Annotated in this window: 26 protein-coding genes and 1 tRNA gene; 13 read left to right on the top strand and 14 right to left on the bottom strand. The window is 57.1% G+C overall.

Annotated elements, in window-relative coordinates; genetic code table 11:
- Position 1 precedes the first annotated feature (1 nt).
- From ACFVTJ_RS13535 to ACFVTJ_RS13510, 6 genes are all read right to left on the bottom strand, one after another.
- Complete coding sequence (locus tag ACFVTJ_RS13535) at positions 2–1,726, bottom strand: FAD-dependent oxidoreductase (RefSeq protein WP_386908162.1); 1,725 nt, start codon at positions 1,724–1,726, stop codon at positions 2–4.
- A 121-nt stretch (positions 1,727–1,847) separates the two neighbouring features.
- Entirely contained in the window at positions 1,848–2,846 is a 999-nt protein-coding gene (locus ACFVTJ_RS13530) for an aldo/keto reductase (RefSeq protein WP_386908160.1), read from the bottom strand.
- Positions 2,843–3,817, bottom strand: coding sequence for a sugar-binding transcriptional regulator (locus tag ACFVTJ_RS13525; RefSeq protein ID WP_386908158.1), 975 nt, complete (start codon positions 3,815–3,817; stop codon positions 2,843–2,845). Before ACFVTJ_RS13525 ends, ACFVTJ_RS13530 begins: the two co-directional genes overlap by 4 nt.
- Before the next feature lie 41 nt (positions 3,818–3,858).
- A complete protein-coding gene (locus tag ACFVTJ_RS13520; protein ID WP_386908156.1) occupies positions 3,859–4,860 on the bottom strand; it encodes an ABC transporter permease in 1,002 nt (333 codons plus the stop codon).
- 12 nt (positions 4,861–4,872) lie between these two features.
- Positions 4,873–6,393, bottom strand: a complete 1,521-nt coding sequence (locus ACFVTJ_RS13515; protein ID WP_386908154.1) for a sugar ABC transporter ATP-binding protein — start codon at positions 6,391–6,393, stop codon at positions 4,873–4,875.
- A 69-nt stretch (positions 6,394–6,462) separates the two neighbouring features.
- Positions 6,463–7,476 (bottom strand): substrate-binding domain-containing protein, encoded by a 1,014-nt coding sequence (locus ACFVTJ_RS13510; protein WP_386908152.1) that lies wholly within the window; start codon positions 7,474–7,476, stop codon positions 6,463–6,465.
- A gap of 653 nt (positions 7,477–8,129) precedes the next feature.
- On the opposite strand from ACFVTJ_RS13510, the gene ACFVTJ_RS13505 reads away from it, so the two are divergent.
- From ACFVTJ_RS13505 to ACFVTJ_RS13475, 7 genes are all read left to right on the top strand, one after another.
- Positions 8,130–8,915 (top strand): helix-turn-helix domain-containing protein, encoded by a 786-nt coding sequence (locus ACFVTJ_RS13505; RefSeq protein ID WP_386908150.1) that lies wholly within the window; start codon positions 8,130–8,132, stop codon positions 8,913–8,915.
- Between the two features lie 163 nt (positions 8,916–9,078).
- On the top strand, positions 9,079–9,669 hold the full coding sequence (locus tag ACFVTJ_RS13500; RefSeq protein ID WP_386908148.1) for a MarR family transcriptional regulator: 591 nt from the start codon (positions 9,079–9,081) through the stop codon (positions 9,667–9,669).
- A gap of 88 nt (positions 9,670–9,757) precedes the next feature.
- A complete protein-coding gene (locus tag ACFVTJ_RS13495; protein WP_386908146.1) occupies positions 9,758–10,279 on the top strand; it encodes a hypothetical protein in 522 nt (173 codons plus the stop codon).
- A gap of 4 nt (positions 10,280–10,283) precedes the next feature.
- Complete coding sequence (locus tag ACFVTJ_RS13490; RefSeq protein WP_386908144.1) at positions 10,284–12,272, top strand: head maturation protease, ClpP-related; 1,989 nt, start codon at positions 10,284–10,286, stop codon at positions 12,270–12,272.
- A gap of 221 nt (positions 12,273–12,493) precedes the next feature.
- Complete coding sequence (locus ACFVTJ_RS13485) at positions 12,494–13,702, top strand: hypothetical protein (RefSeq protein WP_386908142.1); 1,209 nt, start codon at positions 12,494–12,496, stop codon at positions 13,700–13,702.
- Between the two features lie 2 nt (positions 13,703–13,704).
- Entirely contained in the window at positions 13,705–14,259 is a 555-nt protein-coding gene (locus tag ACFVTJ_RS13480; RefSeq protein WP_386908140.1) for a hypothetical protein, read from the top strand.
- Positions 14,260–14,332: 73 nt separating this feature from the next.
- Entirely contained in the window at positions 14,333–14,572 is a 240-nt protein-coding gene (locus ACFVTJ_RS13475; protein WP_386908138.1) for a hypothetical protein, read from the top strand.
- 62 nt (positions 14,573–14,634) lie between these two features.
- Here the strand turns inward: ACFVTJ_RS13475 and ACFVTJ_RS13470 are convergent, their stop codons facing one another.
- The 3 genes from ACFVTJ_RS13470 to ACFVTJ_RS13460 all read right to left on the bottom strand — a co-directional run bounded on the left by ACFVTJ_RS13470 (position 14,635) and on the right by ACFVTJ_RS13460 (position 16,580).
- Positions 14,635–15,177: a hypothetical protein gene (locus ACFVTJ_RS13470; RefSeq protein WP_386908136.1), complete on the bottom strand. Its 543-nt coding sequence runs from the start codon at positions 15,175–15,177 to the stop codon at positions 14,635–14,637.
- 17 nt (positions 15,178–15,194) lie between these two features.
- Complete coding sequence (locus tag ACFVTJ_RS13465) at positions 15,195–15,734, bottom strand: hypothetical protein (RefSeq protein WP_386908135.1); 540 nt, start codon at positions 15,732–15,734, stop codon at positions 15,195–15,197.
- A 195-nt stretch (positions 15,735–15,929) separates the two neighbouring features.
- On the bottom strand, positions 15,930–16,580 hold the full coding sequence (locus ACFVTJ_RS13460) for an Arc family DNA-binding protein (protein WP_386908133.1): 651 nt from the start codon (positions 16,578–16,580) through the stop codon (positions 15,930–15,932).
- Positions 16,581–16,677: 97 nt separating this feature from the next.
- On the opposite strand from ACFVTJ_RS13460, the gene ACFVTJ_RS13455 reads away from it, so the two are divergent.
- From ACFVTJ_RS13455 to ACFVTJ_RS13445, 3 genes are all read left to right on the top strand, one after another.
- Entirely contained in the window at positions 16,678–16,851 is a 174-nt protein-coding gene (locus ACFVTJ_RS13455; RefSeq protein WP_386908131.1) for an Arc family DNA-binding protein, read from the top strand.
- Positions 16,811–17,272: a hypothetical protein gene (locus ACFVTJ_RS13450; protein WP_386908670.1), complete on the top strand. Its 462-nt coding sequence runs from the start codon at positions 16,811–16,813 to the stop codon at positions 17,270–17,272. Before ACFVTJ_RS13455 ends, ACFVTJ_RS13450 begins: the two co-directional genes overlap by 41 nt.
- A gap of 159 nt (positions 17,273–17,431) precedes the next feature.
- A complete protein-coding gene (locus tag ACFVTJ_RS13445; RefSeq protein ID WP_386908129.1) occupies positions 17,432–18,577 on the top strand; it encodes a tyrosine-type recombinase/integrase in 1,146 nt (381 codons plus the stop codon).
- A 60-nt stretch (positions 18,578–18,637) separates the two neighbouring features.
- On the opposite strand, the gene ACFVTJ_RS13440 is transcribed toward ACFVTJ_RS13445, so the two are convergent.
- Both ACFVTJ_RS13440 and cpdR read right to left on the bottom strand, forming a co-directional pair.
- Positions 18,638–18,712, bottom strand: a tRNA-Val gene (locus ACFVTJ_RS13440).
- Positions 18,713–18,793: 81 nt separating this feature from the next.
- The gene (gene cpdR / locus ACFVTJ_RS13435) at positions 18,794–19,156 is read right to left on the bottom strand and encodes a cell cycle two-component system response regulator CpdR (RefSeq protein ID WP_003497910.1); all 363 of its coding nucleotides are present in this window, start codon (positions 19,154–19,156) and stop codon (positions 18,794–18,796) included.
- Between the two features lie 181 nt (positions 19,157–19,337).
- Between cpdR and ACFVTJ_RS13430 the strand changes: the two genes are divergently transcribed.
- On the top strand, positions 19,338–20,222 hold the full coding sequence (locus ACFVTJ_RS13430) for an N-formylglutamate amidohydrolase (protein ID WP_003505913.1): 885 nt from the start codon (positions 19,338–19,340) through the stop codon (positions 20,220–20,222).
- A gap of 315 nt (positions 20,223–20,537) precedes the next feature.
- Complete coding sequence (hisN, locus tag ACFVTJ_RS13425; protein ID WP_386908126.1) at positions 20,538–21,314, top strand: histidinol-phosphatase; 777 nt, start codon at positions 20,538–20,540, stop codon at positions 21,312–21,314.
- 20 nt (positions 21,315–21,334) lie between these two features.
- Here hisN and ACFVTJ_RS13420 read toward each other — a convergent pair whose 3' ends face one another.
- Positions 21,335–22,276, bottom strand: a complete 942-nt coding sequence (locus ACFVTJ_RS13420) for an alpha/beta fold hydrolase (RefSeq protein ID WP_386908124.1) — start codon at positions 22,274–22,276, stop codon at positions 21,335–21,337.
- Positions 22,248–22,493 (bottom strand): hypothetical protein, encoded by a 246-nt coding sequence (locus ACFVTJ_RS13415; protein WP_386908122.1) that lies wholly within the window; start codon positions 22,491–22,493, stop codon positions 22,248–22,250. The genes ACFVTJ_RS13420 and ACFVTJ_RS13415 overlap by 29 nt, the downstream gene beginning before the upstream one ends.
- Before the next feature lie 162 nt (positions 22,494–22,655).
- Here ACFVTJ_RS13415 and hspL point away from each other — a divergent pair, with 162 nt between their 5' ends.
- Complete coding sequence (gene hspL, locus ACFVTJ_RS13410; RefSeq protein WP_386908120.1) at positions 22,656–23,138, top strand: heat shock protein HspL; 483 nt, start codon at positions 22,656–22,658, stop codon at positions 23,136–23,138.
- A 64-nt stretch (positions 23,139–23,202) separates the two neighbouring features.
- Here the strand turns inward: hspL and ACFVTJ_RS13405 are convergent, their stop codons facing one another.
- Positions 23,203–24,225 carry a bile acid:sodium symporter family protein gene (locus ACFVTJ_RS13405; RefSeq protein WP_386908118.1) on the bottom strand — a complete coding sequence of 341 codons (1,023 nt, stop codon included), beginning with the start codon at positions 24,223–24,225 and terminating at the stop codon, positions 23,203–23,205.
- Positions 24,226–24,283 lie beyond the last annotated feature (58 nt).

The raw sequence follows: 24,283 nt of genomic DNA, 5'->3' as shown, positions 1-24,283 counted from the left end.
ATCATGCATTCTCCTTACATCTGTTTTGAAGCATTGCCGGGGTGACCCCGTAAAAAGTCTCCAGCTCATGGATGAGCCGCTGCCGCTCCAATACGGCCTGGGTGGATGACCAGCCCATTTCGCGCGCGGCAACACCGAGAATGCCCTCGATCAAGTCCGCGTCGATGAGGCCGGTGATAGCGAGCGTCGTGCGTCGCAAAATGAGGTCCGTCAGGTGTCGCACATGTTCGCAGCGGATCAGCCAAAGGATTTCCGCGGCCGTCATCGGCGATTTTTCCGAAAGCGGCGCGTCATCCGCTCGCCCTCGGCAAAAACCCATCGCTTGGAAGGCGCGGGAGCCATAAGCCAAGGCCAGATGCTCCGCCCGGCGCCGGCCGATTGAAAACTGTTCCGCCAGCAAAGCCGAGAGACGTCCGGCACCGGCGGGGAAATTCCTGCCGCCGCCGATCGGACGATCCATAGTTCCGGTCAGCCGCTTGCGCCCGAGGTACGTCAGGACCTCATCGCTTACCTGTTCGCCGAAAGCCCTGAAGGTCGTCCACTTGCCACCGATCATGCAAAGCTGCGGCGGATCGCCGGCGACACGGTGAATGAAATGGCTGCGGGAAATTCTCCCGGTAAAAGCGGCGTCGCTGCGCGGCAGCGGGCGTATACCGCTGAAACTGAAGACAATATCCGAGCGATCGATGGTAATGTCCGGAAACACCTGCGCGATCGCCTCGAGAATATAATCCCGCTCCTCGGGCTCGCATCGCACCCGCTCGGGACGATCCACCTTGATATCGGTTGACCCCGCGAGAACCCGGCCGAGATAAGGAAAGAGGATGCAGACGCGGTTATCCGCATTTTCAAAGAAAATCATGTGGCCATCAAGCGCTTTGAGGAGCGCATCATTGGCGATGATCAGATGTGACCCCTTGGTGCCGGAAACGGTTGGTTTTTGCTTTTCCGTGGCCGGCGCGGCGGAAAGCGTGCCGATCGTTTCGTCTATCCATGCCCCCGTGGCATTGACGATGATGCGCGGCCGGATGGGCAGCGCATCGTCCGTTTCCTCTGCCCGGAGACGATATTCATCACCATTGCGAATAAGCTCCGCATAGTTGAGCGCGATGCTTTGCGGCGCATCGGCGGAGGTATCGATCAGCAGTTCCAGGGCAAGTCGCTCCGGCTGGCTTATCCATGCATCGTAATAGGTGGCGGAATATCTGATCTCAGGTGTGAGGCCCGGCCAGCGCTTCAGCGTCTTGCCGGCACCGCGAAACTCATGGCGCGGCAGGATGCGGTTCTTCCGGGTGACGAAGTCATAGAGGGTGAGGCCCGCTTTGATGGCGATCGCTCCACGGCTGGCGGGCTTGCCGCCGGAACCGAAAAATGTCGCCGCCGCATTGAACAGGCCGCTGAACAGCGAAAAAATCGGGATCGTCGTCGGCAGCGGCTGCACCATATGTGGCGCAAGTGTCAAAAGAGCATCGCGCTCACGCAAGGATTCTGCGACGAGGCCGAATTCGCCATTCTCGAGATAACGCAGGCCACCATGGATCATGCGCGAAGGCGCTGCACTGCAGCCGGAGGAAAAATCATTACGCTCGACCAGGAGCACCCGCAGCCCCTGCAAGGCGAGATCGCGATAGGCCGCGATGCCGTTGATGCCGCCACCGATGACGACGGCGTCGAAATCACCGTCTTGACGGATGCGGCTGAGAGCGTCCTCGCGAAAACTGGGCATAGGAATACCGTTCGCTGGCTAATGACCAGCGTCCCAATGGTGTTGATCGTTTGAGCGACGGGAAAGACGGGAGGCGAAAATTATGTGCTATTCGCCGACAACCCCGCCTTACCTCGTTGTTTTAGCTATCGAGTCCGACGAGATGCTCGCTGACACCGGCACTGATGAGGGCCAGTTCACTCTCTGTCAGCCGCAGGCGGGCGGCCGCGGCGTTTTCCACCGCCTGTGCCGGATCGCGCGCGCCGCACAGCGAGAACGTTATGCCCGGCTGGGCAATCGTCCAGGCAATCACCACCTGCGCGACCGAAGCTCCATGCGTGGCCGCCACCGGCTCCAGTACCGCCATCAATCGCGCGATCTTCTGGCGGTTCGCCTGGCTGAAACGGGGATTGCCATGGCGCTGATCATCCTCTGCAAACACCCGTTCCGGCCCGACCTTGCCCGACAGCAGACCGAGTGCCAGTGACGAATAGCTGAGGACGGAGACAGAATTCTTCCGGCAAAGCGGCAGAAGCGTCCCCTCGATATCACGCTTCACCATGGAATATTCTTCCTGAATGGCATCCAGCGCGCCGGTGGCGATATAGGCCTCGAGATCGGCGGGCGAGACGTTGCTTGCGCCGATGGAACGGATTTTCCCCTCCTCCTTCAGCCGCACCAAAGCCTCAACCGTCTCGGCAATCGGCGTCGTGGCGTCCTGCCAGTGGGTGACATACTGATCGATATAGTCGGTCCCGAGCCGCTTCAGGCTTTCTTCGACCTCGTAACGGATCGAAGCAGCGCCGAGATAACGGTGAACGGGTTTGCCATCCTGATGGAAGAAATAGGCGCCCTCGTTCACATGCCAGACCAGCCCGCATTTGGTGACCAGCACCACCTTATCGCGCTTCCCCGCAATCGCCTTGCCGACGATGGTTTCCGCAAGCCCCATTCCATAGGCTGGCGCAGTATCGATCAGAGAAATGCCTGCATCGATGGAGGCATGGATGGCGGCGATGGATTGCCGCTCATCGGTGCCGCCCCACATCCAGCCGCCAATGGCCCAGGTGCCCAACCCCACGGCGGATGCGCTGATGCCGCTGCCGCCGATCGTCCGGGTCAATATTGCGTTCTCCGTCACGACGTTTCCCCTTCCTCTTGATTCAATAAATAACCGGCGATCGCCTCATCCACGACAAGCGAGGTCAGATAACGGCCGGCAAGCGTGGCCGCCACCGGCCCGGCCTTGATGGCACCGGCCGCCACGCCGATGATATTCGGGCACCGAGCGAGCTGCCCGGGGTCCAACGCCACCACGCGCGAATTGAGATCGATCCGTGCCAGCTGCCCATCCGCCATGGTGAGATGCGCGAGAAATTCACCGGCAATGCCAACATCCACCAGCGCCTGCCCGCCACGGGCGGCATCCGGCAGAAGATCGTAATAACCGGAGCCCGGAGCCTCCACGGAACCGATGCCGACCAGCGCGACCTGCGCCTGCCGTGCCAGATCGAAGACTTCGCGGATCGACGCGACATTCATCAGCAGATCGCGCTGTTCCTCGTCCTCCGCGAATAACGGCGCATGCAGAAGCGAGGCACTGCCACCAAGCTTTTCCGCAAGCTGCGTGGCGAGATGATTGACGTCTGTATAGTGCTTGCCCTGTACGCCACCGGTCAGCGGCACCACCCGCACATCGAAGCGCCGCTCCGCCTCCAGATTATCGACGACGGCGCTGACCGCCTTGCCGCCGGTAATCGCGATCACGTCACCATCCCGGATTGTCTCCAGCAAATGGTTGGCAGCTACCCGACCGACCATCTGCAGCACCGTTTCCGGATTGTCGGAGACCGTCGGCGTCACCACCGCCTGCGTGAGGCCAAAACGGCGGCTGATCTCGGTTTCGAGATCCACCAGCCGCTGATAGGGACTGGCAATGGTGATCTTCACCATGCCCGCCTTGCGGCCGGCCGCAATCATGCGGTTCACTTTGGTATGGGAAAGATTGAGCCGCTCGGCGATCTCCGACTGCTTCACCCCCTCGATGAAATGCAGCACCAGGACGGAATACATCTGTCTCTGTTGATCGAAATCGTCCTTGATATCCAGCATGATCGTCTTTCTCCAGTTACCCTCGGGCGAGCGAAGGACGCTCAACGGCGGCGCCTGACCAGATAGTGGTCGAACAGGACCGCAGCCAGCAATATGCTTCCCCTGATGATGTCCTGCCAGTAGACAGACACGTTAAGCAAGGCAAGCGAACTGGAAACGACAGACAAAAGGATCGCACCGAGGATTGCACCCAGAATAGTGCCCGAGCCGCCGGACAGGCTCGCGCCGCCGATCACCGCCGCTGCAATGACATTGAGCTCCATGCCGACGCCAAAGCTCGGCTGGGCGGACCCGAAACGGGCCATGTAGATAACGCCCGCCACACCGCACAGCATCGAGCAAAGCGTGGTGGTGGCAAACACGACCCGGCCGACGCGAATACCGGAATAGGCCGCGGCCTTGGGATTGCTGCCGGTATAGAACACCTTGCGGAAGGCTGTCGTGCGCCGTAGCAGCAGGTCGAAGGCGACGACTACAACCGCGAAGATGATGAGGACCAGCGGAATACCGCCCAGCGCGCCCTGGCCGATGAACTTGAATTCCGGCGGCAGGGAATAGAGCCCGAGCGGCCGCCCGCCGGTTGCGAGCAGGCAAACACCGCGCGCAATGACCATGACACCCAGCGACACGATGAAATGATGCAGACCGACGACCGTGGTCAGAAATCCCATGACCATGCCGACCAGTGTCGTGAGGCAGATAGCGAGACCCGCCGCGACCCAGGGATCGACACCATTGAGGAAGAGCCAGCCGGCAGCCACCATCGCAAGCGCGGTGACGGAACCCACGGAAAGATCGATGCCACCAGAGATCAGCAGGATCGTCATGCCGACCACGACGATGCTTTCGATGGCGAAGACCATGGCCATGGCCCGCAGATTGTCCACCGTCAGGAAGTAGGGCGATATGAAGGACATCACGGCAAAAAGCGCGAGAATGATGACGATCAGCCCGGTTTCGCGGGCCTTGATCGCCGGCTCCCACCACACCGTGCGGCGAACCGCCGTCTGGGCAAGGCTTGAAGGTGTTTCCGATGTTGCCATTTTCCCGCTCCCTCAGGCTTCCGCCGCATTTTGCGTGATATTGATCGATCCGAGTTGCATGATCTTTTCCTCCGTCATGTCGTCCCCCTCGACCTCGCCGGTGATGCGGCCCTCGCGCACGACAAGCACACGATCGCTGACGCCGATGAGCTCAGGCAGTTCAGAGGAGATGACGACGACGCCAACTCCTTCACGCGCCAGTTCCCGGATCTGGCGGTGGATTTCCGCCTTCGCGCCCACATCTACCCCGCGAGTCGGCTCATCCAGAAAGATGACTTCGGGTTCCACCGACAGCATCTTCGCCAGCGCCACCTTTTGCTGGTTGCCGCCGCTCAAGGTTGAGACGGCATCACCGACGCTGTTTGCCCGTAGTTTCAGCCGGCGTCCCAGCTCATCGGCGCGCTTCATCTCCCTGCGCCGTTCGATGAGGCCCATGCCGTTCGATATTCTGCCGATATCGAGCGCCGAGATATTGGAAGCGATGGACATGTTCAGGAACAATCCGTCGCCCTTGCGATCCTCCGAGAGATAGACAATCCCCTCGCGGATGCTGTCGCGATAATCCCTAAGCTTCAGCGGCCGACCGCGCAGCGCGACGTCGCCTTTCGGCTTTCCTTCCAGCCGGCAGACCGCGCGCGCAATCTCGCTGCGGCCCGCACCGATCAGTCCGGCAAAGCCTAAGATTTCGCCGCGGCGCAGGTCGAAATCGACATCGAAAACACGCTTTCCTTCGTTCAATCCCCGGACCGAAAGAATGACCTCCTCCGATTTTTCATCGTCCGTCAGTTTCGGCGGATACAGCTTGTCGAGCACCCGCCCCACCATGCTGTTGACCACCTCTTCCGGCGAAATATCGGCAATATTCTCCGTCCTGATATGGCAACCGTCGCGCATGACAGTTATACGGTCGCAATGTTCGAAAATCTCCGCCATGCGGTGGGAGATATAAATGATGGCGATGCCGCGCGCCGCCAGCCGGTGCATGATCCTGAACAGCGTCTGGGCTTCGGTCTCGGTGAGCGCCGCCGTCGGCTCGTCGAGGATCAGGATACGGCAATCGAGCGTCAGCGCCTTGGCGATCTCAACGATCTGCTGCTGTGAAATCGACAGGTCACCGGCCCGGCGGGCGGGATCGATGTCACCGATCTCCCGCAGCACCGTTGCCGCCCGTCGTTCCAGATCGCGATAATTCACGAACCACGAGCGGCTTTGGCCGGTTTCCGACATGTACATGTTTTCGGCGACCGAAATCTCCGGGCAGAGCGCGATTTCCTGATGCACAAAACCGATGCCCAGCCGGTTCGCCGCATTGGGCGAGGATATACGAACCGGTTTGCCATCCAGTAGGATTTCCCCACCATCCGGCTGCAGAATGCCGTCGATGATATGCATCAGCGTCGACTTTCCGGCACCGTTTTCACCGGCGAGCGCGTGAATTTCGCCGCGCCGCAGTTCAAGCGCGGCACTCCGCAACGCCTTCACAGGCCCGAATGCCTTGTGAATATTCGTCATGCTGAGGATGACCTCACTCATAACGCCCTCCCAAACCTTCTTCCCATATGGCCGGCGAGGCGCAAACCTCGCCGGATCCCGAGCGACGCGTCAGCGCCCTTTCATGTATTCGTTGAGATCGAAGGAAGCGGCATTCGCCTTGGTGATGACCGCAAAGCCATTGTCCATCGAAGGCACCTGCATCGGGTTGAAGCCGGACACCTTATAGTCGTTGAACGGGTCGATCAGGTCCGAATGGGCGCCGAGGAACGTATTCATGAAACCCATGAAGCCCTGAACCCCCTGGTTGGGATTGATGGACATGTAGATATTGCCCTGCTTGATATGCTCCAGCGTCGCGGGCGTGATATCCGCATGCAGGATCAGGACCTTCTTTTTCGCTTCCAGAACGGCAGTTGTCGCACCTTCGGCGGAACCGGCTTCGGGAATCCATAATGCACCGAGATTTGGATTGGCTTGCAGCAGGGCGGCTGTCGCCTGATAGGCGACGTTCGCATCTTGGTTTGTCGCCTGGCGGCCGACGAGCTTCATTTGCGGATAGGTGCGCCCCATATAGTCGATGAGGGCTTTAACCCGCAGATCGTGGTTGCTTTGGCCCGGATTTTCGAGAACGGCATATTCACCTTTTTCACCGAGCTTCTTGACGATTTCGTCGGCTGCAAATTTCGCCTCGGCCACATTGTCCGAGGTAATATAGGCGGTGCGCTTTGACTTCGGAGAATCCGCTGCAAAGGTCGTCACGGAAACACCCGAGGCGATCGCCTTGTTGATTGGCTCGATAAAGGGATCAGCCTGCATCGGATGCAGCAGAATGCCTTTCGGCTTCTTCACCAACTCCTGTTCGAAGGACGCGATCTGCTTGGTAATGTCATATTCCGGCGTACCGGTGAAGACGGCCTCGCAGCCAAGCGCCTTGGCAGCCTGCTTGAACCCCTCGAAGACCGGCACCCAATAGGGGTGGCTGGAAACCATGACGTTCATCACATAGGTCTCACCCGGCTCGCAGGCGAATTTCCCTGCAGCGGTGGCCGGTGATGTTGCGGCAGCGCTCATCGTGGCGGCCAGAACACCCGCGGCAGCGGTCGATTTCAGAAAAGCCAACATATTCCCCTCCCAAGGACAATGACCTAGTCCGCAATAAATTTTGAGATCTGTAATTTATTGCATGTCACTTGAGATAGCGGGAAAAACCGGGCGCGTCAACGGCTTTGAATTTTATTTTCGCTTGTGAAATTTATTGCGAATCACCACGAGACGCAATGAGGCGCATCCGTGGGACTCTGGCCGACGAGAATGGCAAAATGTGCAACCGGTGACGGGGATTACTCGTGGACAGAAGTCCAGGCTATGGCTGGATCAGGAATGAAAAAAGGGTTTCTGATTGCTCAGAAACCCTTTTTATAAATTCGGATGGTGGGCGTGACAGGGATTGAACCTGTGACCCCTACGATGTCAACCATGTTGAAACCTGCGGACACCCTTGTAGCGCAGGATACGAGATTTGACAAATCTGGTGCATGTTCTCTTTCTGATCACGTATATCGTGGGCATAGTTTGGGCGGGCAAAATACCCCCTCGGACGATCTGATAAGGCTACTCGATGAGTATCAGCCGCGTGTCAGAGAGGCGGCGATGTGGCTGTATCTCAATCGCTCGACTGTCGCAGGTAACGTCCTGGTCGCGCTACGGCGAAAGTTCAGTCTCACTATCATCGAAGCAACGGACGCTGCCCACGCAGCGCACAAACTGACGTATCGATGAACGATAAGCCTGAGCTTCCCGGCAAGAACGACCTGCCTATTGCGTACCGCGCCATTTGCTTGGCGTCGGGTTTGTCTGGCGATGCCAAGAAGATCGCAGCGATCATCATAGGCCATTTCAACATCAAAACGGGTCAGTGCGACCCCGGCACAGAGCGATTGATGAGCAAATCAGGAGCCAGCAAGAGGACCGTTGTCAACGCCACAAACGAGCTTCACAGGCTCGGTTTGGTTGTAAAGGTCAGGCATGGCGGGAACGGTTTCCGGTCGCGATATCAGCCAAAATGGGACGCCTTCAATGAGATCGTCAAGGCATTCCAAGAAGAAGAAATAGGCGACGAGATAGTGCAAAATGCTGCACCTACTAAGTGCAAATCCGTGCACTTAGATAGTGCAAATCCGTGCACCCTAACTAAATCAAGGAACTCAATCAAGGAACTAACTGATAGCGACGGAGCAAGTGGAAGGGGTGAGCCTCTTTCATCGCCAAGACCCGTCAGACCTGTGTCAGCGGATAGAGTTCAAGGGCTTCTGAGAGACAGTCTGAGGAAAGCCCATCGCCCGAAACCTCAACTACCATCGGTTGTAGCAGCGCAGGAAGCTGCGAGGCATCGGCTTGAGGATGCGATAGCAGCATTGAGCGAGACCATGCGCGGCGTCATCGATGAGCGCATGACAGCCGAGATCCAGCAGGAAGCCATCGTTGCGGAAGTGAAGCGCCAAGGCGGCGGCATCGCCGTGGTAGTCGAGCGCGTGTCCCAGATGCGAAAGCCGGACGGGTGACGTGATGACACCCGTCGCCCCTCCCCCCTCTCGGGTCCTCCCTCGATCCCCTACCCATGCGGGCCGGGACGACCCCGAAAGTCCGCTAGTTACGACCTCCAAAACTCGACTTGACCAACTTGACCGATTGACAATTGCCTTGACTGAACAGGAGCTTAGCAGAATGGAAAACGAAGAAAGCGCCATCTGGATTTCGATCAAGGATCTGGCGGAGCGCAAGGGAGTGTCGAAACAAGCTATCTCGCAGCGCGTCCAAAAGCTGGAAGCCGCCGGCCTGATCGTGGTTCGCCAGAACGGGAAATTCCGCGAGGTTGATTTGGTCTCGTATGACCGCGCCGTTGGCGAAACCGGGAACGTCTTCCGCGAACAGGCGGCAGAAACCAAAGCGGACATCGCCGCCGGCGCGGGGAGCAAAAAGCTTAGGGACGCGCAGGCGGAGAGGGCAGGTTACGAAGCGCGACTGAAGGAACTCGACCTGGCTGAACGCCTCGGAAACCTTGTTCCGATCCGAGGCGAGCACGGCTTGGAAGCGGCGCTTCTTAAAATTTCTGGCGATATTATCCGCGAATTAGGCGCTCCGATGAACTGGGTTCCGGATTTGATGGAGGCCAGCGGCAAAGGCGAAGCCGCACTGCGGCGGGCGCTGCGGGAGAAATCAGCCGAACTTCGAAGGGGCGTTGCAACTCGGCTTTACGACCTGGCCGCCTCCGTTGGGGATGGGCCGTTCGACGTTGATGTCCGGGACCCTGATTAAGAGATTCCGGCAACAGAAAAATGGGGGTATTGACACACAAAACGACTCGCTTATTTTTGTGGGTAGAAACACCCGATTGGAGATGATGATGTTGTACAACCGAAAAACACTTTGTCTGCTGGCAGGTATCCAGCTTGAGCATTTCAAGGAAGCTGCCCGCGTCGATCCCGAAACGGGGGTTGATAATCTTCCGATCACTCTCCGTGACGATGGACGCCCCTCCTCACACGCCCGCTACGATGAACTTGACGTTCTGGCGGTTGCTTGTGCCGCGCAACTCGCCGCTGGCGGTGGCGTGGTTCATAGGGCTATGCCTTTTTTTGTGGCCTCAAAGATCGTTGGTTCCGTCCTCGGTCTACTTCCTGACGCTGTACGGCTCAAGCGCGAGGGGCGGGAGCTGCAGTTCATCGGTTACGTGTCTCTTACCGCTGGCGGGTTCAACGTCGCGGACACGATGGGCAAGATAGCCCTGAAAATAGCGACCGATTACCCGGACGAGGTTGTCAACGTGTTCCTCACGTCGCCGGCCTCTGTCGCCGTCGCCATCGAGGCGCGTGCGGCGGACGAGGGTATCGATTGGAAAACTGAACGTCTTTGGCAGGCGGAGTAAGCCCATGACGAACCGCCTCATCAAAAACGGAGAGTTACACCTCTACGGCACGGTCGGCGGTGACTGGACGTGGGACGAGGATGGCATCGTTTCCACCGGCTTCACTGACGAGCAGGTGATTGAAGCGCTCGCGGATTTGTCCGGCGATATCGTGGTGCGCCTCAACTCTGGTGGCGGGATCGCGTTTCAGGGGATCGCGATCTACAACGCGCTCAAGGCCCATGATGGCAAGGTTTCGGTTTTCGTGGACGCACTCGCCGCCTCAGCGGCCTCGCTGATCGCCATGGCCGGTGATTATGTCGTTATGCGACCTGGCGCAATGATGATGATCCACAATCCGGGGACCATCACTATCGGCACCTCAGAAGATCATCGCAAGGCCGCTCTGACACTCGACCAGATCGCCGCCTCTGCCGCAGAAATCTACGCCAGACGTTCCGGGCGCCCGATGCGAGAAATTCTCCGGATGATGGCGGACGAAACATGGATGCGCGGCTCCGTCGCGCGGTCCCTCGGTTTCGCTGAGGAAGCCGAGGAAAGCGGGGAGGAAATGGCCGCTCCCGCCTTCAAATACTCCCTGTTCAAGAATGCCCCCGCAAACCTATTCGCACACCGCGCCGTGGCGGCTCCCGGCAATCTCGACATATTGGCAACCGCTACAAAGGAGCCCGTTATGAGCACGACGACCAGCGCCAAAGAGACGACGCAGGATATTTTCTCCCGTTGCCGCGCCGCAAAGCTGACGATGGAAGAAACCGAAAAAGTGATGATGGATGCCAATGGCGACGGCAATAAAGCCCGCGACATCATCATCAACATGATGGCAGAGAAAGCTGGCCCGACGATCCACGGACACCTTCCCAACGATGCCATGCATTCTCTCAAGCTCGAAGATAACCAGCAGATTGTAGACGCGCTTGCGGCTCGCCTCGGCGCTCCAATCGATGGCGGGGGCAATAATCCGTACATGAATTGCTCTCTTCTGGAGATCGGCCGTCGCTACTTCTCGGCCTATGGCGAGCGCATATCCAACATGAGCGACACCGCTTTGGCTGAGCGCATGACAATGCATTCATCGGCTCGGGGTGCTGCCCGTGCGACAATGCTCACCGGCATGCACACGACTTCGGATTTCCCGGGCTTGCTACTCGGAGCGGGCCAGCGGTATCTGCTGGATCGCTACAACAGTTTGCCATCGCCGCTGAAGGCGCTTTCGGTGAAACGGAACGTTGCCGACTTCCGCCAGCAGACGTTCATTCGCCCCGGCGAAGCTCCAAAGCTCGAAAAAGTCACCGAGTCTGGAGAAATTACTTACGGTACGCTGAGTGAGGATACCCATGGTCTCCAGATATCGACCTACGGAAAGCTCTTCGCACTTTCCCGAAATGCGATCATCAATGACGATCTCAGCGCTTTCGCCGATTTTGTCCGCGCTTTCGCGGAGGCTTCTACCGAGACTGAAGGCGATCTCTTCTATCAGTTGCTGGCGGCAAACAACTTCGGTGGTGCGGTCATGTCCGATGGGAAGACGCTCTATCACGCAGATCACGGAAATCTTGCGACCGATTACGGCGAACCATCCGTTTCTACACTGAGCTCTGCCCGCGCCGCTATGCGTTTGCAGAAGAATGTCAACGGGACCGGAACAGCAGGCGTTGTGCCTGCCGTCCTCGTGGTCGGGCCGAAATTGGAAACGGTGGCGGAAAGGATTGCTGCCGAGTTGAAGGCGACGACCAGCGACGATGTGAACCCGTTCTCCGGAAAAATCCGCGTTGCCGTCGAAAACCGTTACGACGGCGTTGGCTGGTGGTTGTTCGCGGATCCACAACAGCGCCCGGCGCTCCAGCACGGTTATCTAGACGGAGTGGATGGCCCAAGCCTTGCAACCCGTGAAGGTTGGAACGTCCTCGGTATGGAGTTCCGCTGCATCCTGGACTTCGGTTGCGCCCCGTTCGACTTCCGCGCCACTTATTTCAATAAGGGCGTCGCTTGACCCAATTGCCGCCGGCAAGCCGGAGGCGAAAGCAATCAGGGCGCGGTGATTCCTAGAGGCTGAAGAGCCAGGCCGATAACGAAAAGCGAACCTCTCTGCCGCGTCCGGTGGTCGTTACAGAGTCAAGGCTCGCAAGGCTCAATTATCTCTTATTTTTCCACGGCTTACTACTATGAAATCGAAATCCGTACACAGCAAGAGAACCGGAAGGAAACCCTGCAATGAAGTATTATCCTCCATACGGATCGACTGATCCGGATGCGCCTTATGTTGACAAAGACGTGCCAGGTGCCGTGCGCGGTTCTGCCGTCCCTGCAAAGGCGATCGAGAAGCCACAGAGAGAGATTGTTGACTTCCTTCTCAAGTCTAGCCTTGTTCCTTCAGACGCAAACCAGCTGGCGCAGGCGGTCCAGACAGGTAAGGTTAGTTTCGCTGTGGCCGGTGGAACTGCTAACGCCATCACTGCAACACTTTCGCCAGCGCCATCGGCCCTGACGACAGGTATGTCGATCCGTCTGGTAGTCACCGTGACGAACACCGATGCTGCGACCTTGGATGTAAATGGCCTCGGCGCTGCCCCGCTTCAAACCAAATTTGGGGCTCCTCTCGCTCGCGGTGCATTGACTGCCGGAGCGGTAGCAACTCTTATCTTTGATGCCGCGGCATGGCGGCTCGCTGATCTGTCTCTTTCGGAGATACCCGTGAATTTCGGGCAGTGCCGCCTTTCCGTCCAATCGGCAACGTCTCTGCTGCTTTCGCCTTTCTCGGGCAACTCTCTCGTGATCAACGGAACGCCGGTGAAAATTCCATCAGCTGGGGTCACCTTAAGCAATGCAGGTTTGGCTGCAAACACGGTCTATAATGTCTACGCATTTCTGGCTGGCGCTTCGCTAACACTTGAGGCGTCTGCGGTAGGGCATGCGGCTGACGTTTCGACTGGCGTCGAAATAAAGTCCGGCGATCCGACGAGAACGCTTGTGGGGAAAATCCGAACCAATGCAACATCCAATTTCGCTGATACGACCAGTTATCGGGGCTGCATTAATTGGTTCAATCGGCGGCAGTTAAATGTCACCGGCGGTTCAGGGACAAATAGCACCTCTTCAGCCGGATACATTGATATGGGTGGGCCAATATCATGCTCTTTTCTTGCGTGGGGGGACGAAGCGCTTTTCAGCATCGTTAACGGGTACGCGAGGAACGATACGGTAGGCGGGGGCGCCAATATTTCACTTACACTCGACGGCATTCAAGGGTTCGCATCCGATAGTGGCATGCAGGCTTCGGTCGCCGGCTACAATCAGGCGCTCATTTCTACCGGATCTTATACACCTGCCGAAGGGTGGCGCACCCTGAGCTATGCAGGTCGAACCGGCGGAACAGGGAACATGACGGCCACAATGGCTATTCAAACCATAGTTAGGGGATAATTATGTTTGCAGTACTCAACAATTCGGGGGTGGTTTGCGCCCTCAAGGAAACAGGCGATCGAATCGCGGATGTGTTTACTGTCGTCCCCGTTGATCCCCAGAAAAAACCGTCAGTTGGCGATACTGGAACGCGCGGACAGGACGGAAAGTGGATCTTCTCATCGCCTATTCCGGTTGACATCAGCGTCTTTAAAGAGGGCCGTATTGAGGCTTTGCGATCCGCTTGCCAAGCGGCCATCACAGGTGGATTTAAGTCCGACGCGCTGGGAGCCTTACACACATATCCAAGCGACATGAAGGCTCAAATCAACCTGATGGGTTCTGTGACCGACAGCATTCTGCCCGGCGTCGCTAGTGACTGGGCTACTCCTTTTTGGGTTTGCGATCAATCCGGGACCTGGGCGTGGGAGATGCATGACGTCGTTCAAATTCAGCAGGTTGGGCGAGCCGGCAAGGCACATATCGTTGCGTGCCAAACACTGTTAGGTGAGCTGACTGCGAGCGTCATCGCCGCCAATACGATTTCCGCCGTGGAGTCGGTCGTTTGGCCGGAGTAGTTGTTGGTCGAACCTTCCCACTAGAGATAAGTAAACAGAGTGGAAGCGGCTGGTAGAGGACAGAAGTGAAGCCATGAAATACACAAAAGGCGAAACCCGCGCCCTCGATGTCATCCGCGCCCAGATACGCGAGAACCGGCGCTGCGAGCTTTCTCACAGCGAAGTGGCGCGAATGGCGGGTGTCGGTAAGTCAACGGTGCGCACTGCGGTCATTAAGGCGGAAAAGGCGAGCGACTTGCTTGTCAGGCGGCGGCCTGGTGACGGGCTGTCCAATGTGCTGCGATTACCGCAAGTCGCCAACTTGGCAACTTGATTTTAGGTCGCCAAGTTGGCGATCTGATTAGGTGGGGAATTTCCCCAGCATAACCGCCAATCTCACCAAACTACAGGCAACGGTCTAATTCGATAAAGTCCGAAAATTGCTGTCGCTGCGCTCGTGGCAAACAGAACCCCCGATATCATCCCAAATATTGCGGACAGGTAGAGTGTGCGGTTAATCCATTTGCTGGGATCAGGAAACGGGTCGTGACGATACAGGAGCTTAGGATCTGCCACTTCCTTACAGTAGCTTTCTTGGAGTTGCAGGTTTACCCACGCAAACAGGCCTGCGACAAGCGTGAGAAAAATCGCTGCAAGATTTTGCGAGGCGGCGTGTATAAGGAATTCGCTCTTTGTCGCGGAAACAGATGATCGCAGAGAGCTAAGGGCATAAATTGCGCCGCCATGCACCGCTAGGAGTGACGCAAAAAGCCATTTTGCGTAATCGGTGTGACCCTTATGCGCCCACTCTTCCTGAGTGAGATAATGCCTGTAAAGCGCTTCGTTATGCGCTTTCAATCGATCTCGGTATTTCGCGTCAGAAAGCATGTCGTAGAAGATAGCTTCCGGACTATCGCCTTGACCCTCTTTATCTCCCATCTGCTTCTTCCCTCAGTTCACCCTTGTCCCGGCAAGAGATAGATGCCGGGAACAACTCGCCGCTCTTTCTCAAAAATTTGAGCAGCAACGTCGAGGCCGCTGATCGACCACAACACAACATGGATTAACCGCGCTCTCAAATGGTCATCTTGGTCATGGATGTTAGCTTCCTTGTAGGCAGCCTCGAGGCGTGACAGGTGTTTTGTATTTGAGAGGCGGAATGTGATTTCATGCGCCGCTTCGTTTCTGATGTCACGGATCACATGTAACGCAGTCCGATCTACGGTACGAAGTAGACCCAACGCAAATGCGATGTTGATGCGATTTGATAGGCCTTTAAGCGGCTTATTGGCGCCATTCAATAGCTCTCTGGCGTCCTTGTGATCGATCAGGAACGTTTCCAGCAACTCGCCCAGTGCCTCGTCGATCATAGAGCCACAGACCAGAACTAGGCCTCGGTCCGTCCCGGCATTGGCCTCTTCATTGATTGCCTCAATAAAAGCCTTCCACCGAGCGTCGCGACGGTCACGACCAATGTTTCCACTACTAGATGTCATCGCCCTCGCTTACTCGGTTTTCTACCGTTCTCCCACTCCCTCCATGCTTTTTCGCCGGCGTCTTCACGATCAACAACAGCAAAGCTTTTGGGCGAGAACTCTATTTCTCCTGAGGGGTGCATGATGACGCGGACGTTGTACGTTGCTGCAGCGGACGCGGCGTCAGCAATTTCGGATTTCGTATACATGCGGGCTCTACTCATGGGGACCCGGCTTTTTATTCTTAACGGCTGTATCCTCAGGTGCGTCAGGAATTTTCGTCGGATCCCGCTGAGAAATATCGACCGTTGTGTAAAACCCGTTATTGCCGACAGCCTGAGCCCATTCATCATCCTTAGTGTGCTCTTCAGCGTTCTCCATCACATCGCGGATTATAGCCTGAACCTCGTCTTCTGTGCTGGGCATATCGGACCGAAGAACCTGTTTCAAATCGTCCGTTTCATTGTGGTATTCAATCGATGCCAGCGTTTTGCTAGCGAAGCCTTTCAAGTTCTCAGGTGCGTGTTGTTCGCTGATGATCATTTGGCAGAGCGCTTCGAGGAAAATGAGGTTCTGTTTCCTGGCAACTTCGCCGTGCTCGTTGAGAAGAGCTAGCGCATTCTTGGTCGTCACCAGCCCGATGATTTGGTGAATGTATTCACGAATCATCTTTTGGTAACGATCGATTTCAGCGTTCAGTTTCTCCCTGTCGCCAAGGTTTCCGTCGAGAGTGAAACTTAAGCGCGCGATGATTTCCGCATTCATTGAACGACCAGCTTTATCTGCCTCATGGGCGATGCGATCACGCATCCCGTCGGGGAAGCGCAGATTGAATTGGTCAGATCCTCTACCGGTCGATTGTTTCATGTTCTCACCTCCATAGGACCACTGTGATATTATCCGCTTGACGTCAATAGGACTACCGTAATAGTAATATCACCGTAGTCCTATTGGAGTCGCAAAAATGAAGACTGGCCGCGATAGCGATCAATTTCCACTCCGTCTGCCTGAAGGTATGCGTGACAAAATTCGGTGCGAGGCCGACAGCAATAATCGGTCAATGAACGCTGAAATTGTTTTCCAACTGAGCCGCGCTTATGCGCAATCTGAAATGCGAAAAGCCCACGCTACGGCCTGAGAACCAGCGTGGGCTTTTCCTAACCCGTAAAGGTCATTCAATGCGTATAAAGGTTAATCAGAAAATTGCTGGCGGCGCAAGTGTCGCCGTGGACCGCTTTTGGCAGATCATCACCGACAGTGAATTCCTAGAGGGCGACGCCTACAATGCCGCCACGTCGGCAACGATCTTGGAAAATTCTGTCGAACAAGCCTTTCGAGGATGTGAGGCTGGGAAGCTTCTGAACGATGAGCGTTTCGACGGAAACTTCCTCATCTCTGCCGATGAACGCCGCTATCTGACATTTCAAGTTGAAGACACCGCTCGACGCTGTCGAGCACTTGAGACATTAGCCAACAATCTGTCGTCGAAGCTGTTCGACTTTCGCGACCAGATGAAGCAAGCGGGATACCTCGATGACAATCAGCCCGGCGCCAAATGATCCATTGCGGCTGGCTGAGGCCGCCAAGATAGCTTTTCCTGATGGGTCAATAACGGAAAACAGCCTGCGCCGGGAAATTCGGCGCGGCAATCTCGCGCGTGAAATCATCGCCGGGAAAATCTACGTCACACTGAACGACATTGCAGATATGAGGGCAAGATGCCGCGAAAATCCAAGGGGCCACGGCTCTACCTCCGCCGCCGCAAGGGCAGGCCGTCAATCTGGGTCATCCTCGACAGCGGACAGCCTGAAATCAGCACAGGCTGCGGCGAACTTGATCGCCCAGGCGCTGAAAAAGCCCTCGCCAACTACTTAGCCGACAAGCACAAGCCGGAATGGCGGACTGGCGAACCTCATGAAGTAGCAGTCGCGGACGTACTGGCCTATTACGGAGCCGAAAAAGCTGTCACGCACGCGCATCCGGAGCTTGTCGGTTATCACATGACGCCGCTTCTCGAATTCTTCGGGAATCGCATGTGTGATTGGCTGGACGCCTCCGCATGCCGCCAGTACGTGGCTGGCCGCGCTTCTGGGAAGATCGGCCGCCGAAAGGTTCAACCGACGACTGCCCGTCGCGAGCTGGAGACATTGCAAGCGGCGCTGCGCTTTTGCCGCAGAGAGAAAAAACTCTCCGTCGACATCGATCTGACATTCCCTGAGAAGGCCGAGGCGCGCCAGCGCTGGCTAACTCGCTCGGAGGTGGCAGCATTGATCGGCGGCGCTCTCGGCTTCACGGTGACCGCCTGTGACGTAAAAACACGCAAGCCGGTCAAATGGGGGCGAATGTTCCGCCCTTCCTATCATGTCGCCCGCTTCATCCTGATCGGCCTCTACACGGCCACCAGACATGAGGCCATCCTTGCCATGCGCTGGAGAGCGAACACAAAGGGCGGCTGGTTCGATCTCGCCGGCGGCGTGATGTATCGGCGCGGTCAAGGCCAGAAGGAAACCAATAAGCGCCGCCCCGCCGTTCCTATCGCGGAAAACCTCGCGCCTCATCTTGAGCGGTGGCGCGGACTCACGGTGAATGGCCCTGTCGAGTATCACGGGCGACTGATCCAGAAAGAGCGCAAGGGTTTCGAGCGGGCGCGGGTTCTGGCTGGCCTCGACGACGATGTTACGCCCCACGTCCTCAAGCACACATACATCACCTGGGCGATGCAGCGCGGCATTCCGATCTGGGAAGTCGCGGGCTTCACTGGCACGTCAGAGAAAACGATTCGTGACGTGTATGGACATCATCACCCCGACGCCATGCCGAACGCCAAGAGGCGATTTCGTGGGCACAGTTTGGGCAATCGATAAGGAAGGAAGTGCGGGTTATGTCGTCAACCTCGCAAACGCCTGATAAATCAGGTAATCGGATGGTGGGCGTGACAGGGATTGAACCTGTGACCCCTACGATGTCAACGTAGTGCTCTCCCGCTGAGCTACACGCCCTCCGTGGCGGCGGATAGACCACAAAACCGGTTCATGCGTCAACTGCTTTTTTTCGGTTTTGTGAAGGTTTTTTGAGAGGCCTTACGCCACAAGGAGTTTGTTGACCTCATCCACCAGATCGCGCAGATGGAACGGCTTGGAAAGCACCTTGGCATCCTTCGGAGCCTTCGAATCGGCGTTGAGCGCAACGGCTGCGAAGCCGGTGATGAACATGACCTTGAGGTCCGGATCGAGTTCGGTCGCGCGCCGCGCAAGCTCGATGCCGTCCATTTCGGGCATGACGATATCGGTCAGCAGAAGCGAAAAAGGCTCTTCGCGAAGCCGGTCATAGGCGCTGGCGCCATTGTCGAAGGAAGAAACCTTATAACCGGCTTTTTCCAGCGCCTTGACGAGAAAGCGGCGCATATCGTTGTCGTCTTCAGCGAGAAGAATTTTCTGATTCATCATAAGTGACCGTAACTGCTCAATGTTTGGAATACCCTAGCCCGATTATAGGATTTTCACGGTAAATATCCTGTGAACACGTGAATCGGTATAGCGCTGCTTGGGCGATAGTATGGACTTGCCGCACCGTAACTGGCAACATGAACATCCCGATTGTTTGCGACATGGTAAATGGCACTGAATGGACTGGGTAACGGGTGAATATGAGCTGTTCGAAGTAACGGAACCTGCCGTTCAGACCCTGCCATTTGTCTATAATTCTCCGCATAGCGGCCGCTGCTATCCCATATCCTTTCTGGAATCGGCACGTCTCGATTCGCATGAGATCCGCCGTTCCGAAGATCACTTCGTCGACGAGCTGTTCGCCGCCGCACCCGAGATCGGCGCGCCGCTGCTGAAGGCGAATTTCCCGCGTGCCTATCTGGACGTCAATCGCGAACCTTACGAGCTCGATCCTCGCATGTTCGAAGGCACGCTTCCGCCTTACGCGAATATCGGCTCTATGCGGGTCGCAGGCGGTCTCGGAACCGTGCCGCGCATCGTCGCCGAGAATATGGATATCTATGCCCACCGCCTGCCCGTCGACGAGGCGCTCTCGCGGATCGAGACGATCTACAAGCCCTATCATGCCTGCCTGCGCCGCCTGCTCTCACGCACCCACGCCAATTTCGGAATGGCGGTATTGATCGATTGCCATTCCATGCCGGGCAATATCCGTGTCGCCGGCTCCAATCTCAGACCAGACGTGATCATAGGCGATCGTTACGGGACCAGCGCCTCCCAGGAAGTATCCCGCGCCGCCCTGCATTTTCTGGAGGAACTGGGTTTCGTCGCAGTCTGCAACAAACCCTACGCCGGCGGCTTCATTACCGAACATTATGGCCGGCCGATCCGCTCCCTGCATGCGCTCCAGATCGAGGTCAACCGCGCGCTTTACGTGGATGAAAAGACGCTTTTGAAAAAGGCCGATTTTCCCGCCATTCAGGCATCGCTGGAAATCTTCATGCGTCAGCTTGGCGTCTTCGTTTCCGAATACGCGATCGAGACTTCTCTCGCTGCCGAATAACACCCCATTATCCGCCATTTCAATATTTTCCCTGAATCGTCCCGCCGCGTGCGGGACAAAAAAAACCGCGCCTGAGCGCGGTCAAGTCTAGGGAGGAAACACCCAAGGAGGGTATTTACAGTCAAAGACTGCAGGGTCACGCTACGCAGTAATTGCACAATTGTCAATCACTTTATTATTTGCATATTTTTTAGGCTTATGCTGAAAATTTGGAAACCATGACTCCGTCATCCGTATGAGTGGACGGCGGATGTGATTCCAGTTTATGCATTGCCCACAGAATTCAGAGCACCATTCCAGGCGATGAGGTTTCGCATGCTGCCCGACCGGGATTTCTTCTTCAAACTTGCCGATGCCGCCAGCGCCGAGACGCTTCCCCGCTTCCGCACGGGCATTGCCGTCACCAATAAGCAGGATGGAGGCTATGATCCGGTGACGGAAGGCGATCAGGCAGCGGAAACTGCCATTCGCGCGCTTATCGAGGAGCGTTTTCCGCAGCACGGCATTCTTGGCGAAGAACATGGCAACGTCGGTCTCGACCGCGACCATATTTGGGTCATCGACCCGATCGACGGCACTCGCGCCTTTATTTCCGGCGTACCGGTCTGGGGCACGTTGATCGGCTTTCAGTCGGCCGGCCGCGCCACGATGGGCATCATGGACCAGCCTTTTACGAAGGAGCGCTATTTCGCCGATGGCGAGACAGCCTGGTATTTCGGACCCGACGCCGAAAAGAAAATCCGCACGCGTGATTGCGCATCTCTGTCGGATGCGGTGCTGTTCACCACTACCCCGCATATCTTCACTGCGGAAGAAAAGCCCTTCTATGAAAAGGTACAGGATCAGGTCCGCCTTTTCCGCTACGGCGTGGATTGTTACGCTTATTGCCTGCTCGCAGCGGGTCATGTCGATCTGGTGATCGAATCCGGTCTGAAGCCCTATGATGTCGGCGCATTGATCCCTCTCATCGAACAGGCCGGCGGCATCATGACCACCTGGGATGGCGGTCGTCCGGAAAACGGCGGTCGTATTCTCGCAGCTGGCTCAAAGGCCGTGCACGAAGAAGCGCTTGCTATTCTCTCCAAACTCTAGACAGCCTGCTTGAGCGACCATCACTCCGGCGCGAAAAACGCGTCGATGGCCGCCAGCGCCTGTTTGCGGAACACATCACGCTCATGCAGCAATTCGTGGCGCGCGCCGGTTATGGGAAGAAGCTGCGCTGCCCGGAAATTGCGTGAGAGCTCTTCCTGTGCCTTGTAGGGCGTGATCGTATCCAGCATTGGCGCCAGAATGAGGGTTGGAACGGTGATGTTCGTCAGATGATCCTGGCGGGTCACGCGGCCCATGGTCTTCAGCGCTTCATAGACCCAGCGCGCCGTCGGTGCGCCGATAAACAGCTCCGGAAATTGCCGGTGCAGGGTGAGATTTCTGGCGAAACGCCTGGCATCAGAGGTGAGCGGATTACCGTCGAAATCCCGCTCGCGCTGGTCCCTGCCGAGTTGAATCCTGCCGAGACCGATAAGGCTCAAGGCCGTCGCAACCAGCCGGATGACGGACGGTGAAACCGATTGCTGCCTATCCAGCTCGATGAAAGGTGAACACAGCGCCAGACGGTCAATCCGGTTCGAAAGGCCGGGCGCAGCCGCTAGGGCCGCAAGCGCGCCGGTGGAATGGGCGATCATGAAGAAGGGCAGTCGCGTATCCGGCAGGACAACCTGCTCGAGAAACAGGCTGATGTCGCGCATGTAGTCCGAAAAGCGCCGCACATGCCCGACACCCGGCTTTTTCAGGAGCCTTTCGGAACCGCCCTGCCCGCGCGTGTCGAAGGTTGCGACCCAGAAGCCCATGGCCGTCAGATCGGCGACGGTCTCGAAATATTTCTCGATACATTCGTTCCTGCCATGCAGCAGAACTACCGTTCCGCGGGCAATATGACGACTGGAACGGAAGATCGCATATCGAAGCTGTTTGCCGCCATGACCAGTGAAATATCCGACGGTATGGTTGCCGGGAACCGGGTTATCTTCACTGGCGCGCAATGTGGCTTCGATCATCGGTCTTTTCCGGCTTTTGTGCCTTTTCGGGATAGGTCGGCGGCGCGGGAAGGTCAAAGAAAAAATTGCCGGAACCGTCGGTTAAAGCAGTCGCGGTTCCGGCCAGTAAGACAGAAGAAGAAGGGACGTTATTGCTTCTGCCGACGGAGAATGTCTCCGATGACCGCAGTTTTATGGCGCTCAAACTGAACGATGCCGGAACCTGACGTTCAGCCATGGTTCATGTTGCTTTCACTTTTTCACGCCCCCTTGACGCAGCGGCAAGCCATTCCCATCTCATTCATGCGGTCGCCAGAACGGGACCGCACCCTATGTCCGGCCATCGCCAGAACGGGATGCCGGGCTTAACCGCAAACAGTCGCTTCTTAAGGAGGACACCATGCGCCACGTTGATTTTTCCCCTCTCTATCGTTCCACCGTCGGCTTCGACCGTCTTTTCTCGATGCTCGACGGCCTTGGCCAGCCTGAACAGGCTCAGTCCTATCCGCCCTATAATATCGAACGGACAGGTGAAAATGCCTATCGCATCACGATGGCCGTTGCCGGTTTTGATGAAACCGAACTCAGCATCGAATCCCGCGCCAATGCGCTGACGGTAAAGGCCGAGAAGGCCACGGACGAAAAAACGACCGAAGGCGAATTCCTGTATCGCGGCATCGCCACGCGCGCTTTTGAACGCCGCTTCCAGCTTGCAGACCACGTCGAAGTCCAGACCGCTTCCTTGAAGAACGGCCTGCTCCACATCGACCTCGTTCGCAATATTCCCGAAGCCATGAAGCCGCGCCGCATCGCGATCTCGTCCGACAGCGCCGATGCGCCGAAGACGATCGAAGCTCAGGTTACACCGGCTCAGGTCAACTAAGTTTTTGTGACATGCAAGACGAACGGCCCCCTTGAGGGGCCGTTTTTGTTTGCGAAAGTGCCTGTCATCGAGCGGGCGTGGCAGCGCCTTCCGCCGCAGCAGCCGCTTGCGCGATCGCTGCCTTTTCATGGGCCTTGCGGGCATAACGCTGGGCCAGAACCGCGCAGACCATCAACTGAATCTGGTGGAACAGCATGATCGGCAGCACGATGGCGCCAATGCTCTGGCCCGCAAAGATCGCACCCGCCATCGGCACGCCGCTTGCTAGGCTCTTCTTTGAGCCGCAGAAGGTGATGGTGATCTCATCCGCCTTGTTGAAACCCAGCAGGCGGCTGCCGAACATCGTCACACACAGAACCAACGCCAGAAGAACGATGTTGATGAGGATAACGACACCGATATCGCGGAGAGAAAATGTGTGCCAGATGCCTTCGATGACCGCGTCGGAAAACGCCAGATAGACAACCATCAGGATCGAACCGCGATCGACCGGCGAAAGCAGCTTCTTGCGCGCCCTGATCCACTCCCCGATCCAGGGCTGCAGCACCTGGCCGACAATGAAGGGCAACAGCAACTGCAGGAAGATTTGCAGGAAAGCATCCAGCGAAAAGCCACCGCCATGGCCGCCGACAGTAAAAAGGAAGCCGACCAGCAATGGCGTCAGGAACATGCCGAAAATATTCGAAGCCGAAGCCGAACAGATCGCCGCCGGCACGTTTCCCCCCGCCATGGAGGTGAAGGCGATGGAGGACTGAACGGTGGATGGCAGCACGCAGAGAAACAGCACGCCCATATAAAGCGGTGCCGGCAGGATGCTTTCGGGAATGAAACCGATCGCCACACCGAGAAGCGGGAAAAGGCCGAAAGTAACAAGCAGGATGGCCAGATGCAGACGCCAGTGCAGGATGCCCGCGATCACCACATCCCGCGAAAGCCGCGCGCCGTGCAGGAAGAACAGCAGAGCGATCGCGAGCTTTGTCGCAAGCCCGAAATACTCCGCCGGCGTGCCGCTGATCGGCAGGATGGAAGCCAAAATCACGGTGGCCACCAGCATCATGGTGAAACGGTCGGGCAGGAAGCGGGTCATAGGAGGTCTTTCCGGCATCGGTTTTGCTTGAAACGCGCGCCACTCTCGCTCATCATGA

It is taken from the genome of Agrobacterium sp. NPDC058088 (assembly GCF_042885035.1).
Lineage (GTDB): Bacteria > Pseudomonadota > Alphaproteobacteria > Rhizobiales > Rhizobiaceae > Agrobacterium.
The sequence above is the reverse complement of the archived record's forward strand: the minus strand, read 5'-3'. Positions and strand labels throughout refer to the sequence as shown.

What these genes read in the sequence shown, in the direction of transcription:
- ACFVTJ_RS13535 (WP_386908162.1), bottom strand. Translation starts at nt 1,726, where the DNA reads ATGCCCAGTTTTCGCGAGGACGCTCTCAGCCGCATCCGTCAAGACGGT.
- ACFVTJ_RS13525 (WP_386908158.1), bottom strand. Translation starts at nt 3,817, where the DNA reads ATGCTGGATATCAAGGACGATTTCGATCAACAGAGACAGATGTATTCC.
- ACFVTJ_RS13520 (WP_386908156.1), bottom strand. Translation starts at nt 4,860, where the DNA reads ATGGCAACATCGGAAACACCTTCAAGCCTTGCCCAGACGGCGGTTCGC.
- ACFVTJ_RS13515 (WP_386908154.1), bottom strand. Translation starts at nt 6,393, where the DNA reads ATGAGTGAGGTCATCCTCAGCATGACGAATATTCACAAGGCATTCGGG.
- ACFVTJ_RS13510 (WP_386908152.1), bottom strand. Translation starts at nt 7,476, where the DNA reads ATGTTGGCTTTTCTGAAATCGACCGCTGCCGCGGGTGTTCTGGCCGCC.
- ACFVTJ_RS13505 (WP_386908150.1), top strand. Translation starts at nt 8,130, where the DNA reads ATGAACGATAAGCCTGAGCTTCCCGGCAAGAACGACCTGCCTATTGCG.
- ACFVTJ_RS13500 (WP_386908148.1), top strand. Translation starts at nt 9,079, where the DNA reads ATGGAAAACGAAGAAAGCGCCATCTGGATTTCGATCAAGGATCTGGCG.
- ACFVTJ_RS13495 (WP_386908146.1), top strand. Translation starts at nt 9,758, where the DNA reads ATGTTGTACAACCGAAAAACACTTTGTCTGCTGGCAGGTATCCAGCTT.
- ACFVTJ_RS13490 (WP_386908144.1), top strand. Translation starts at nt 10,284, where the DNA reads ATGACGAACCGCCTCATCAAAAACGGAGAGTTACACCTCTACGGCACG.
- ACFVTJ_RS13485 (WP_386908142.1), top strand. Translation starts at nt 12,494, where the DNA reads ATGAAGTATTATCCTCCATACGGATCGACTGATCCGGATGCGCCTTAT.
- ACFVTJ_RS13480 (WP_386908140.1), top strand. Translation starts at nt 13,705, where the DNA reads ATGTTTGCAGTACTCAACAATTCGGGGGTGGTTTGCGCCCTCAAGGAA.
- ACFVTJ_RS13475 (WP_386908138.1), top strand. Translation starts at nt 14,333, where the DNA reads ATGAAATACACAAAAGGCGAAACCCGCGCCCTCGATGTCATCCGCGCC.
- ACFVTJ_RS13470 (WP_386908136.1), bottom strand. Translation starts at nt 15,177, where the DNA reads ATGGGAGATAAAGAGGGTCAAGGCGATAGTCCGGAAGCTATCTTCTAC.
- ACFVTJ_RS13465 (WP_386908135.1), bottom strand. Translation starts at nt 15,734, where the DNA reads ATGACATCTAGTAGTGGAAACATTGGTCGTGACCGTCGCGACGCTCGG.
- ACFVTJ_RS13460 (WP_386908133.1), bottom strand. Translation starts at nt 16,580, where the DNA reads ATGAAACAATCGACCGGTAGAGGATCTGACCAATTCAATCTGCGCTTC.
- ACFVTJ_RS13455 (WP_386908131.1), top strand. Translation starts at nt 16,678, where the DNA reads ATGAAGACTGGCCGCGATAGCGATCAATTTCCACTCCGTCTGCCTGAA.
- ACFVTJ_RS13450 (WP_386908670.1), top strand. Translation starts at nt 16,811, where the DNA reads ATGCGCAATCTGAAATGCGAAAAGCCCACGCTACGGCCTGAGAACCAG.
- ACFVTJ_RS13445 (WP_386908129.1), top strand. Translation starts at nt 17,432, where the DNA reads ATGCCGCGAAAATCCAAGGGGCCACGGCTCTACCTCCGCCGCCGCAAG.
- cpdR (WP_003497910.1), bottom strand. Translation starts at nt 19,156, where the DNA reads ATGAATCAGAAAATTCTTCTCGCTGAAGACGACAACGATATGCGCCGC.
- ACFVTJ_RS13430 (WP_003505913.1), top strand. Translation starts at nt 19,338, where the DNA reads ATGGACTGGGTAACGGGTGAATATGAGCTGTTCGAAGTAACGGAACCT.
- hisN (WP_386908126.1), top strand. Translation starts at nt 20,538, where the DNA reads ATGCTGCCCGACCGGGATTTCTTCTTCAAACTTGCCGATGCCGCCAGC.
- ACFVTJ_RS13420 (WP_386908124.1), bottom strand. Translation starts at nt 22,276, where the DNA reads ATGATCGAAGCCACATTGCGCGCCAGTGAAGATAACCCGGTTCCCGGC.
- ACFVTJ_RS13415 (WP_386908122.1), bottom strand. Translation starts at nt 22,493, where the DNA reads ATGGCTGAACGTCAGGTTCCGGCATCGTTCAGTTTGAGCGCCATAAAA.
- hspL (WP_386908120.1), top strand. Translation starts at nt 22,656, where the DNA reads ATGCGCCACGTTGATTTTTCCCCTCTCTATCGTTCCACCGTCGGCTTC.
- ACFVTJ_RS13405 (WP_386908118.1), bottom strand. Translation starts at nt 24,225, where the DNA reads ATGACCCGCTTCCTGCCCGACCGTTTCACCATGATGCTGGTGGCCACC.